This window comes from Lysobacter terrestris, assembly GCF_014489475.1.
Lineage (GTDB): Bacteria > Pseudomonadota > Gammaproteobacteria > Xanthomonadales > Xanthomonadaceae > Agrilutibacter > Agrilutibacter terrestris.
Genome location: NZ_CP060820.1, coordinates 2,904,349 through 2,915,409, shown reverse-complemented (window position 1 = coordinate 2,915,409; position 11,061 = coordinate 2,904,349). Strand labels below are relative to the sequence as shown.

General features: G+C 68.4%; 12 protein-coding genes. 11 read left to right on the top strand and 1 reads right to left on the bottom strand.

What is annotated here, in order from left to right; translation table 11 throughout:
• Positions 1 to 35: 35 nt before the first annotated feature.
• From H8B22_RS13645 to yeiP, 11 genes are all read left to right on the top strand, one after another.
• On the top strand, positions 36 to 818 hold the full coding sequence (locus H8B22_RS13645; RefSeq protein WP_187711935.1) for an enoyl-CoA hydratase/isomerase family protein: 783 nt from the start codon (positions 36 to 38) through the stop codon (positions 816 to 818).
• A gap of 19 nt (positions 819 to 837) precedes the next feature.
• The gene (locus tag H8B22_RS13640; protein WP_187711934.1) at positions 838 to 1,236 is read left to right on the top strand and encodes a VOC family protein; all 399 of its coding nucleotides are present in this window, start codon (positions 838 to 840) and stop codon (positions 1,234 to 1,236) included.
• A gap of 7 nt (positions 1,237 to 1,243) precedes the next feature.
• Positions 1,244 to 3,265: an acetyl/propionyl/methylcrotonyl-CoA carboxylase subunit alpha gene (locus H8B22_RS13635; protein WP_187711933.1), complete on the top strand. Its 2,022-nt coding sequence runs from the start codon at positions 1,244 to 1,246 to the stop codon at positions 3,263 to 3,265.
• A 7-nt stretch (positions 3,266 to 3,272) separates the two neighbouring features.
• Complete coding sequence (locus H8B22_RS13630) at positions 3,273 to 4,166, top strand: hydroxymethylglutaryl-CoA lyase (RefSeq protein ID WP_187713667.1); 894 nt, start codon at positions 3,273 to 3,275, stop codon at positions 4,164 to 4,166.
• Positions 4,167 to 4,193: 27 nt separating this feature from the next.
• Positions 4,194 to 6,764 carry a sensor domain-containing protein gene (locus tag H8B22_RS13625; protein WP_187711932.1) on the top strand — a complete coding sequence of 857 codons (2,571 nt, stop codon included), beginning with the start codon at positions 4,194 to 4,196 and terminating at the stop codon, positions 6,762 to 6,764.
• The gene (locus tag H8B22_RS13620) at positions 6,764 to 7,252 is read left to right on the top strand and encodes a GNAT family N-acetyltransferase (RefSeq protein WP_187711931.1); all 489 of its coding nucleotides are present in this window, start codon (positions 6,764 to 6,766) and stop codon (positions 7,250 to 7,252) included. The genes H8B22_RS13625 and H8B22_RS13620 overlap by 1 nt, the downstream gene beginning before the upstream one ends.
• Before the next feature lie 127 nt (positions 7,253 to 7,379).
• Entirely contained in the window at positions 7,380 to 7,967 is a 588-nt protein-coding gene (locus H8B22_RS13615; protein ID WP_187711930.1) for a hypothetical protein, read from the top strand.
• 4 nt (positions 7,968 to 7,971) lie between these two features.
• Positions 7,972 to 8,547 carry a hypothetical protein gene (locus H8B22_RS13610; RefSeq protein WP_187711929.1) on the top strand — a complete coding sequence of 192 codons (576 nt, stop codon included), beginning with the start codon at positions 7,972 to 7,974 and terminating at the stop codon, positions 8,545 to 8,547.
• Positions 8,548 to 8,650: 103 nt separating this feature from the next.
• Positions 8,651 to 9,421, top strand: a complete 771-nt coding sequence (locus tag H8B22_RS13605; RefSeq protein WP_187711928.1) for an SDR family NAD(P)-dependent oxidoreductase — start codon at positions 8,651 to 8,653, stop codon at positions 9,419 to 9,421.
• A 2-nt stretch (positions 9,422 to 9,423) separates the two neighbouring features.
• Entirely contained in the window at positions 9,424 to 9,708 is a 285-nt protein-coding gene (locus H8B22_RS13600; RefSeq protein WP_187711927.1) for a hypothetical protein, read from the top strand.
• Between the two features lie 4 nt (positions 9,709 to 9,712).
• Complete coding sequence (gene yeiP / locus H8B22_RS13595) at positions 9,713 to 10,279, top strand: elongation factor P-like protein YeiP (RefSeq protein WP_187711926.1); 567 nt, start codon at positions 9,713 to 9,715, stop codon at positions 10,277 to 10,279.
• A gap of 83 nt (positions 10,280 to 10,362) precedes the next feature.
• Here yeiP and H8B22_RS13590 read toward each other — a convergent pair whose 3' ends face one another.
• Entirely contained in the window at positions 10,363 to 10,947 is a 585-nt protein-coding gene (locus tag H8B22_RS13590; protein ID WP_187713666.1) for an NUDIX hydrolase, read from the bottom strand.
• Between the last annotated feature and the right edge of the window lie 114 nt (positions 10,948 to 11,061).

Genomic DNA, 11,061 nt, shown 5'->3' with positions numbered 1-11,061 from the left:
GTATCATGGGTGACTTCGCGACACGGATTTCCTGCATGAGCCATCCGCTCCTGAGCTTGCGCGAGGGGCCCGTAGCCCGCCTGCGCCTGAATCGCCCCGAGCTGCACAACGCCTTCGATGCCGTGCTGATTGCCGCCCTCACCGGTGCGCTGGACGCCGTCGCCGGCGACGACAGCGTCCGGGTGGTGGTGCTGGAAGGCGAAGGTCCCTCGTTCTCGGCCGGCGCCGACCTGAACTGGATGCGCGGCATGGCCGCCGCCAGCGAGGACGCCAACCGCGACGACGCCCTCGCCCTCGCGCGTCTGATGCGCACGCTGGACGAACTGCCCAAACCGACCATCGCACGCGTGCACGGCGCGGCCTTCGGCGGCGGCGTCGGCCTGGTGGCCTGCTGCGACATCGCCATTGGCGCGCCGGAGGCGAAGTTCGGCCTGACCGAAAGCAAGCTCGGCCTGCTCCCCGCGGTGATTTCGCCGTACGTGATCGAGGCAATCGGCGCGCGCCAGGCGCGGCGCTGGTTCGCGACCGCCGAAATCTTCGATGCTGCCGAAGCCCAGCGCATCGGCCTGCTGCACGACGTGGTCAACGCCACCACGCTCGACACCGCGATCCAACGCCAGGTGGACCTGCTGCTCAAGGCCGGCCCGACCGCCGCGGCATCGGCCAAGCAACTGGTACGGCGCGTGGCCGGCGAAAGCAACCGCGACCACCTCGACGCCGACAACGCCGCGCTGATCGCACGCTTGCGCGTTTCCCCGGAAGGCCAGGAAGGCCTCGGCGCGTTCCTCGACAAGCGCAAGCCGGCCTGGTGCAGCTGAAGCAGCCAAGGAGAGCGCCATGCTCGACCAAATCGGAATCACGGTCGCCGACTTCGACGCCAGCAAGGCGTTCTACACGCGTGTCCTCGCCCCGCTGGGCTACGGGCCGGTCCTGGAAGTGACCCCGGAAATGACCGGCTCGGACGCGCGCCACCTCGGCTTCGGTGCCGGCGGAAAGCCCGACTTCTGGATCGGCGCCGGCCACGGCATGCCGGTGACGCGCGACGGCGTGCACGTCGCCTTCAGCGCGCGCACCCACGCCGCCGTCGATGCCTTCCACCAGGCCGCACTGGCCGCCGGCGCGCGCGACAACGGCGCGCCCGGCATCCGTGCCCACTACCATCCCAACTACTACGGCGCGTTCGTGATCGACCTCAACGGTCACAACCTCGAAGCCGTCTGCCACGCGCCGGAATGACCGCCCGATGTTCTCCAAGATCCTGATCGCCAACCGCGGCGAAATCGCCTGCCGCGTCATCCGCACCGCGCGCAAGCTCGGCATCCGCACCGTCGCGGTGTATTCGGAAGCCGACGCCGACGCGCAGCACGTGCGCCAGGCCGACGAGGCGTATTGCATCGGCGGGCCGCGCCCGCAGGAGTCGTACCTGCGCGGCGACGCGATCATCGCGGTCGCGCAGAAGACTGGCGCCCAGGCGATCCACCCGGGCTACGGCTTCCTCAGCGAGAACGCCGATTTCGCCGATGCGGTCGCCGATGCCGGCCTCGTCTTCATCGGCCCCTCGGGCGCATCGATGCGCAAGATGGGCAGCAAGGCCGGCGCGAAGGACCTGATGCACGCGGCGGGCGTACCCGTCGTGCCGGGTTACACCGGCGAAGACCAGTCACCGGCAACGCTGCAGCGCGAAGCCGACGCGATCGGCTACCCGCTGATGATCAAGGCCGCGCACGGCGGCGGCGGCAAGGGCATGCGCATCGTGCGCTCGAGCGCCGAATTCGCCGCCAACCTGGAAAGCTGCCAGCGCGAAGCGCGCAACGCCTTCGGCCGCGACCGCGTGCTGTTGGAACGCTACGTCGAGAAGCCGCGCCACATCGAAATCCAGGTCTTCGCGGACGCCCACGGCCACGCCCTGCACCTCAACGAGCGCGAGTGCTCGGCGCAGCGCCGTTACCAGAAGGTACTGGAGGAATCGCCCTCGCCCTTCCTCACGCCGCAACTGCGCGACGCGATGGGCCAGGCCGCGGTGATGGCGGCGCGCGCGATCGACTACGTCAACGCCGGCACGGTGGAGTTCATCGTTGGCCAACAAGCCGATGGAAAGCCGGGCGGCTTCTATTTCATGGAGATCAACACGCGCCTGCAGGTCGAACACCCCGTCACCGAACTGGTGACCGGCCTCGACCTCGTCGAATGGCAACTGCGCGTCGCCGCGGGCGAAGCACTGCCGCTCACGCAGCAGGACATCGCCCAGAACGGCCACGCCATCGAGGTGCGCCTGTACGCCGAGGATCCGGAAGCCGGCTTCCTGCCCGGCTCCGGCAAGCTGGAACGCCTGCGCCTTCCCGCCGCCGATGCGCACGTGCGCATCGACTCGGGCGTGGTCGAAGGCGACACCGTGACGATCTTCTACGACCCGATGATCGCCAAGCTGATCGTGTGGGACCGCGACCGCCCACGCGCCCTCGCCCGCCTGCGCGACGCGCTCGCGCAGAGCGACATCGCCGGACCGAAGTCGAACGTCGAGTTCCTCGAACGCCTGGCGCGCCATCCGGCGATCGTCGACGGCACCATCGACACCGGCTACCTCGACCGCCACCTCGACGAATTCGTACCGGCCGAACACGGCGGCGCCGACGCGGACTTGCTGCTGGTCGCGACCACCTCGCGGCTGCTGGCGCAGGAGCGCGCGACCCGCGACGCGGCCGGTGCCTCGAACGATCCGACCTCGCCCTGGGCCATCGCCGATGGCTGGCGCCTGGGCCACGGCGGCCAGCGCAGCCTCGCGTTCCTGCATCGCGGCCAGCGCATCGAGCTGCGCACCCACGGCAGCAACGGTGCGTACCGCATCGAAGGCATTGCGGACGCCGCTCCGGCGCACATCTCCGGGGCAAGGATCGAGGGCGACAGCCTGAGCCTGCGCATCGACGGCCGTGCCCGCCGTTTCACCGTGCTGGAACAGGGCCGGCGCGTGGTCGTGCACGACGGCACGCAGCGGCTGGGGTTGGAACCGGTGGCGATGTATCGTCACGAACAGGCCAGCGGTGGCAGCGGCGCGGATCGCGTGACCGCCCCGATGCCCGGCCGCGTGGTGGTGGTGCGGGCGGCCCCGGGCGACAAGGTCGAGGCCGGCCAGGAGGTGATGGTGATCGAAGCGATGAAGATGGAGCTGAGCCTGAAGGCGCCGCGTGCCGGCACCGTGGCGGAAGTGCGCGCGGCCAGCGGCGACTTCGTCGAAGCCGATGCCGTGCTCGTGGCGCTGGAGGCCTGACATGGGCATGCCGTCGCAGGTACGCATCGTCGAAGTCGGGCCGCGCGACGGCCTGCAGAACGAGAAGTCGATCATCGCCACCGCGGACAAGATCGCGTTGATCGATCGCCTGTCCGCCACCGGCCTGCGCAGCATCGAGGCCACCAGCTTCGTCAGCCCGAAATGGGTGCCGCAGCTGGCCGACGCCGCCGAGGTGTATGCGGGCATCGCCCGACAGCCGGGCGTGAGCTATCCGGTGCTGGTGCCGAACGAGCAGGGTTACGAACGCGCGCGCGCCGTCGGCGTGAGCGAAATCGCGGTGTTCACCGCCGCGTCGGAAGCCTTCAACCGCAAGAACATCAATGCCGGCATCGACGAATCCCTCGCCCGCTTCGCGCCGGTGATGGCGCGTGCGCAGGCCGACGGGGTGAAGGTGCGCGGCTACGTCTCTACCGTGCTGGGCTGCCCCTACCAGGGTGAGGTGCCACTCGCCGACGTGGTGCGCGTGGCCCGGGCGCTGCACGGGATGGGCTGCTACGAGGTCTCGCTCGGCGACACCATCGGGGTCGGCACGCCGGGCAAGGCACGCGCCATGCTGAAGGCCGTCGCCGCGGAGGTGCCGATGCCGGCCCTTGCCGTGCATTTCCACGACACCTATGGCCAGGCGCTGTCCAACATCCTGGCCTGCCTGGAAGAAGGCGTGGCGGTGGTCGACGCCGCGGTGTCCGGTACCGGCGGCTGCCCGTACGCGAAGGGCGCCAGCGGGAATGTCGCCAGCGAGGACGTTGTGTATATGCTGCATGGGCTGGGCGTCGGGACGGGGGTCGATCTCGACAGGCTCGCGGAAACCGGACGCTGGCTCGCCGCCCTGCTGGGGCGCGAAACCGGCAGCAAGGCAGGCAAGGCGCTGCTTTCGAGATGACGCAGCTTTTGAGATGACTGGATCGAAATGACCACCAAGGGGCCGCTGCGAGCCGTCGAACCGACATCGGAAGCCGATGCCGCCACGACGCTCGCAGCGCTCGAGCAGGCCTGCAACGATCCCACCCTCCCCGCGCACCTGCGCCCGCTGCTGCAACAGGCCCGCGATGCCCTGCGCGACGCCGACCAGGCCGCGGAGATCGAACACAAGCGCTATCGCGCCGTATTCGACGCGGTCCCCGATCCGGTCAGCATCCTCGACTGGGACGGCACCGTGCTGGACCTCAACAAGGCCGGCATCGCCGCGTACCAGCGCCCGCGCGACGAGATCATCAACAGGCCGATCGAGTTCCTCAATCCCGACCTGCCGCGCGACCACCTGCGCCCGGTGTGGGAAACGCTCAATCGCGGCGAGACCTACGTCATCGAGGTCACCAACATGCGTGCCGACGGCACGCGCTTCCCGGTCGAAGTGCATTCGGCCGGCTTCAGCGACGACGGCCAGGCCCGCATCATCGCCGTCGCCCGCGACCTGAGCGGCCGCCACCAGGCTGAACTGCGCTACCGAGAACTGATGGAGGCGATCGACAAGGGCATCATCGTCCGCAACTCGGAAGGCCAGATCATCCATGCCAATCCGGCGGCGATACGCATCCTCGGCATCGAGGACGAACGCGCACTGCAGGACGACCTGCGCGACGAGGTCTGGCAGACCTTCGACGAACATGGGCGCGAGATCGCGCGCGCCGACCAGCCGGCCACCTATGCCCTGCGCACCGGCAAGATCGTGGACAGCACCGTGCTGGGCTTCTACAGCCGCCGCACGCGCCAGCTGAAGTGGCTGTCGGTGACGTGCGTGCCGCAGTTCGAAGCCGGCGGCACCAAGCCCGAGCGCGTGCTCTCGCTGTTCTCGGACGTCACCGCGCTCAAGCGCGACAGCACGCTGTTCGATCGCGCGCAGTCGCTGGCGCACATCGGCGGCTGGGAATGGGACACCGGCCGCAACACGCTCTACCTCACCGAGGAAGCCAAGCGCATCGTCGGCCAGCATCCGGCACCCACGACGATGGACGAGCTGCTCGCCTGCCTGCGCGAACCCGACCGCCGCCGCCTGCGCGCCGCGCTCGAACACGCCAGCGCGCACGGGCGCGGCCTGAACCTCGACCTGCAGGGCTGGCAGGCCAACGGCCACCTGTTCTGGGTGCGGGTGATCGGCGAAGCCGAAACCGGCAGTCCGCTGAGTGCGCACCTCACCGGCACCCTGCAGGACATCACCGAGCGCAAGCAGGCCGAGGAAACGCTGCGCATCCAGGCGCGCACCGATCCGCTCACCGGCCTGCTCAACCGCGATGCCGTGCTGGAGGAACTCGAAACCCGCCTCTCCGATCCCGCGCTGCAACGCGCGGCGGTGCTGTACATCGACCTCGACCGCTTCAAGATCGTCAACGACGTGCTCGGCCACGCCGCCGGCGACCGCCTGCTGTCGGCCGCGTCGCGCCGCATCCAGCGCGCGATCGGCAGCGAAGGCCTGATCGCGCGTTTCGGCGGCGACGAATTCCTGGTGATCTGTTCCACCGGCGACGAACCCACCCGCCCGGAGCGCCTGGCCGATGCCATCCTCGAGGCCTTCTCCGAAAGCTTCCGCATGGACGGCGAGGAATTCAGCATCACCGCCAGCATCGGCATCGCGCAGTCGCCGATCGACGGACGGCGCGCGCAACAGCTGATCCAGAACGCCGACGTCGCGATGTACGACAGCAAGCGCCGCGGCCGCAACGACTGGCAGACCTTCACCGCCGAACTGGCCGAACAGCAGCTCCAGCGCCTGCAGCTGGAGACGCACCTGCGCCGCGCGGTGATCAACGACGAGTTCCACCTGGTCTACCAGCCGCTGGTCGAAATCGACACCGGCACCGTCGTCGGTGCCGAGGCCCTGATCCGCTGGAACAACCGCCTGCTCGGCGAGATGCGCCCGGACCACTTCATCAGCCATGCCGAGACGACCGGCGACATCGTCGGCATCGGCGGCTGGGTGCTGCGCGAAGCCTGCAAGCAGATGCGGCGCTGGCTGGACCGCGGCCTCAGCCTGCACCGCGTCGCGGTGAACGTTTCCTACCGCCAGTTCCTTGGCGAGGACCTGGCCGAGCACGTGCGCGCGGCGCTGGCGGAATCGGGCCTGCCGGGCGGCGCGCTGGAGCTGGAATTCACCGAGCGCGTGCTGATCGAAGACGCGCCCGACACCGTGCACACCTTCGCCGCCTTGCGCGACATGGGCGTGGTGCTGACGATCGACGACTTCGGCGAGGGCTACAGCGCGCTCAATTACCTGCGACGCCTGCCCATCCACGGGCTCAAGCTCAGCCAGCTGTTCGTGCAGGGCGTGCCGGACCGCAAGTCCGACGTCGCCGTCTGCCAGGCCGTCACCGGCATCGCCCGCAGCCTCGGGTTGGGCCTGGTGGCCGAAGGCATCGAAACCGAACGGCAGCGCCGCTTCCTGCTCGACATCGGCGTGACCCTGGGCCAGGGATTCCTGTTCTCGCCGGGCCTGGCGCCGGAAGAACTGCAGGCGAGGTACCCATTGCCACGGGAGGCGAATTGATGACGTCCGCATGGAAGATCCGGCCGATCCAGCCGCGCGACGATGCCGCCGTGGCATCGATCATCCGCACGGTCATGCCCGAATTCGGCGCCACCGGCGATGGATTCGCCATCAACGATCCAGAAGTCGACTGGATGCAGCGCGCGTATTCGTTGCCGCGCAGCGCCTATTTCGTCGTCGATCTCGGCGGCAAGGTCGTCGGCGGTGGTGGCGTCGCGCCGCTGCTGGGCGGCGAGGAGGACACCTGCGAACTGCGCAAGATGTATTTCCTCAGGACCATCCGCGGCCAGGGCGTGGGCAGCGCGATGCTGCTGCGCTGCCTGGAGGCCGCGCGCGCGTTCGGTTTCCGCCAGTGCTACCTGGAAACGCTCAGCGGCATGAACGACGCGATCCGCCTGTACGAACGCCACGGTTTCAAGCGCATCGGCGCCCCGCGTGGCCGCACCGGACACGGCGGCTGCAACACCTTCTACCTGCTGGAGCTGTGATCGCGCGCCGGCGACTCGTCGCACCAACGGCGCTGTGACAGAATCGATGCGCGGGACATCGGGGGATGTCCCGCCTGTTAATCAACCAGTTCCAGGGGAAATCATGAAGATGGAAAGGATTCGCTCCTTGCGGGCGATCGCGGTCATGCTGTTCGCGTGTTTCATGCTGTCGGGCTGCCTGTCGGCCAAGATGTACGTCGACCCGGCGCTGCCCAAGGTGGTGAAGGCCGACGTCGCGCCCACCGCCCAGCCGCGGCCGGTCCAGGTGCTGTTCGAGTTCCGCACCAAGGGCAATGCCAACGCCCGCGCCACTGCGGAAATCCGTCCGCGCGTCGTCGCCGTTGCCGCCGAGTCCGGCCTCTTCAGCAGCGTTTCCAGCAACAACGATGCGTCTGGCACCCCGGGCGTGCTCAAGCTGGTGATCGACAACGTCGCCATCACCGACAACGCCGCCGCCAAGGGCTTCGGCACCGGGCTGACCTTTGGCCTGGTTGGTTCAATGGTGACCGATGGCTACGTCGCGACCGCTACCTATTCCCACGACGGCAAGGTCACCGAGGCTTCGGTCAAGCATGCCCTGCACACCACCATCGGCAACAAGAAGGGCCCCGAAGGCCTGGTCGCCATGGAGCCGCAGGCGGCGGTGCACGAGGTGATGGACCAGATCACCTGGAACGCCCTCAAGCAGCTCGCCGAGAAGAAGGCGTTCGACTGAGGCCATGATCGACATGCGCAGACTTCTGCTGCTGCCGGTCCTGTCGCTGTCGCTGGCGGCATGCGTCAGCATGCCGCCTCCCAGCTACCAGCCCGGCATCTCCAATACCGAACTGCTGCTCCAGAAACGCAGCGACAAGCTCGCCGTCGACGGCTTCGACGCGGCGCCCGGCATCAACAACCGCAGCCTCGGCATCCGTGGATCGCAATTGACCGGCGGCAGCGACGGAACCTTCGGCACCTACCTGCAGGAAGCGCTGGTCACGGAACTGAAGGCCGCAGGCAAGTACGAGGGCAATTCGCCCCTGCGCATTTCGGGAACCTTGCTGCGCAACGACCTCGATGGCGGCGCGGTGAAGCGGGGAACGGCCCGCGTCGCCGCCCGTTTCGTCGTGAAGAAGGGCGAGGCCGTGGTCTACGACAAGTCCTTCGAGGCACAGCACGAGTGGGAGTCGTCCTTCATCGGCGCGCTGGCGATACCGGCCGCAATGGACAACTACGCCGGCGCGGTCCAGAAACTGGTCGGCATGCTGTTTGCCGACGCGGACTTCTCCCGTAGCACGACGGCCGGCCTCCAGTAGGGGCTCCCGGACCTGGCACGGCCCGCCCCAGGCGGGCCGTGCTCTCCGGAAAACGGGCCGGATCGGCGATAATCGCCGGCTGGATCCCCATTCGGCCCTGAGCATGCAACTTCAATCCATCCGCGCCATCGTCACCGGCGGCGTTTCCGGCCTCGGTCTGGCCGTCGCCAAGCACCTGGTCGCCCACGGCGGCAAGGTCGCGCTGTTCGACGTCAACGACGAAAAGGGCGCCGCCGCCGTTGCCGAACTCGGCGAGGCCAACGCGCGCTACTTCAAGACGGACGTGACCAGCGAAGCCGGCGTGGTCGCCAATGTCGACGCGGCGAAGGACTTCCTCGGCGGCCTGAATGCGGCGATCAACTGCGCCGGCATCCTCGGCGCGGGCCGCATGCTCGGCAAGGACGGCGCGATGCCGCTGTCGCAGTTCCAGACCACGGTGATGGTGAACCTGGTCGGCAGCTTCAACGTCGCCAAGGCCGCCGCCGCGGTGATGCAGAACAACGAAACCTTTGAAGACGGCGAGCGCGGCGTGATCGTGAACACCGCGTCGGTCGCGGCCTACGAGGGCCAGATCGGCCAGGCCGCCTACTCCGCCTCGAAGGGCGGCGTGGTCGGCATGACCCTGCCGATGGCACGCGAACTGTCGCGCTTCGGCATCCGCGTGATGACGGTGGCGCCGGGCGTGTTCTGGACGCCGATGGTCGACGGCATGCCCGAAGCCGTGCAGCAGTCGCTGGCCGCGACCATCCCCTACCCGTCGCGCCTGGGCCGCCCGGAGGAATTCGCCGACCTGGTCGCCTACATCCTCGGCAACCGCTATCTCAACGGCGAAACCATCCGCCTCGACGGCGCCACCCGCCTGGCGCCGAAGTAACCATGCCCCTGGGCGCAGACAAGCAACGCCAGTTGCTCGAACGCTGGCCCGCGATCCGGGCCCGCGGCGCCGCGCGTTTCGTGCTCGTGCGCGGCGTGCTGATGTGGGGCGGCCTGATGACCGCCTTCCTGGCGGTCATGGTCAGCCTGCAGCTCGGTCTGCACCACCCGCGCCTGCCCCTGCTGCTCGCCATCGCCGTGCCGCTGTGCGCCATCGGTGGCGCGGTGTGGGGCGCGCTGACCTGGTGGATCAACGAACGCATCTTCCGATCACTTACTTCGAACTGAACCCATGAAGGCTTACGACGTAAAGAAAGGCAACGTTGTCGAATACAACAACGCCGTCTACCAGATCCGCGACATCGAGCGCAGCTCGCCGCAGGGCCGCGGCGGCAACGTGAAGTACCGCTTCACCATGTACAGCGTTCCGGGCGGCACCAAGCTCGACGTCAGCATGGGCGCCGAGGACGAGCTCAAGGAAGTCGAGCTCAGCCGCCGCCAGGCGACGTTCTCGTACAAGGACGGCGATGCGTTCGTGTTCCTCGACGACGAGGACTACACGCCGTACACGCTCGACGCCGATGTCGTCGGCGACGCCGCCGGTTACATCGTCGACGACCTGACCGGCTGCTACGTGCAGATCATCGACGACCTGCCCGTCGCGGTGCAGTTGCCTTCGAGCGTGGCGATCGAAGTGGTGGAAACGCCGCCGGAACTGAAGGGCGGCACGGCGACCAAGCGCCCGAAGCCGGCGAAGCTGTCGACCGGCATCGAGATCATGGTGCCCGAGTACATCGGCAACGGCGAGAAAGTGCTGGTGAACACCGCCACCGGGGAATTCGCCGGCCGCGCGGACTGATCCGCTGCCGTCCGTGCAACGCATGAAGGCCAGGCAATTGCCTGGCCTTCGTCGTTTCGAGCGCCCGTTGGCGTGTCGTTGCCTCAGTCGCGCGCGAGCCACTTCCCGGCCATGCGCCGCATCGACTCGTCCGCGCCCGGATCGCCGGCGATCGCCGCGATGTCGCGCCAGGCCAGGTCATGCGATTCGTCGCCCACCACGTAGGCCTCGCTCGCGCCCGCGTGCACGACGTAGCGGACGTCGTAATGCCAGTGCCCCGGCACGTCGCCGCGTTCGGGGATCCAATGGCGATCGAGGTCGAAGATGACGGGATCGACGCGCAGTCCGGCGAGACCGGATTCCTCTTCGGCCTCGCGCAACGCGACGTTGGCGAGATCGCGATCGCCGTCGGCGTGCCCGCCCAGTTGCAGCCAGCGGTCGAGCTTGCGGTGGTGCGTGAGCAGCACGTGCGTGCCGGCGCGGTTCACCAACCAGGACGATGCCGTGAAATGCCCGTCCAGGCGCTCGCGGCCGAACGGGTCGAACGCGCCCGCCGCGTCTTCCAGCAAACCGCCAAACAAATCCACGGCCTCCGCCTCTGCAGCCCATCGCGCCGCATAGTCACGCAGCGCATGATGCAGTGCGTCAATTCCGGACGGGATGGATCGGGTACCGAGGTGGTCGTTCATGGCGCGCGCGTCCGTGGGGCCGGCGATTATCGCCTGTGCCGACTCTGGCTTGTGCCCTTGCGTCGCCACAAGGTATGTTGCCGCCGGCTCGCGTACCGCCCCATGCGGAACCCG

Coding starts and splice junctions, on each gene's coding strand:
- H8B22_RS13645 (WP_187711935.1), top strand. CDS start 36: ATGAGCCATCCGCTCCTGAGCTTGCGCGAGGGGCCCGTAGCCCGCCTG.
- H8B22_RS13640 (WP_187711934.1), top strand. CDS start 838: ATGCTCGACCAAATCGGAATCACGGTCGCCGACTTCGACGCCAGCAAG.
- H8B22_RS13635 (WP_187711933.1), top strand. CDS start 1,244: ATGTTCTCCAAGATCCTGATCGCCAACCGCGGCGAAATCGCCTGCCGC.
- H8B22_RS13630 (WP_187713667.1), top strand. CDS start 3,273: ATGCCGTCGCAGGTACGCATCGTCGAAGTCGGGCCGCGCGACGGCCTG.
- H8B22_RS13625 (WP_187711932.1), top strand. CDS start 4,194: ATGACCACCAAGGGGCCGCTGCGAGCCGTCGAACCGACATCGGAAGCC.
- H8B22_RS13620 (WP_187711931.1), top strand. CDS start 6,764: ATGACGTCCGCATGGAAGATCCGGCCGATCCAGCCGCGCGACGATGCC.
- H8B22_RS13610 (WP_187711929.1), top strand. CDS start 7,972: ATGATCGACATGCGCAGACTTCTGCTGCTGCCGGTCCTGTCGCTGTCG.
- H8B22_RS13605 (WP_187711928.1), top strand. CDS start 8,651: ATGCAACTTCAATCCATCCGCGCCATCGTCACCGGCGGCGTTTCCGGC.
- H8B22_RS13600 (WP_187711927.1), top strand. CDS start 9,424: ATGCCCCTGGGCGCAGACAAGCAACGCCAGTTGCTCGAACGCTGGCCC.
- yeiP (WP_187711926.1), top strand. CDS start 9,713: ATGAAGGCTTACGACGTAAAGAAAGGCAACGTTGTCGAATACAACAAC.
- H8B22_RS13590 (WP_187713666.1), bottom strand. CDS start 10,947: ATGAACGACCACCTCGGTACCCGATCCATCCCGTCCGGAATTGACGCA.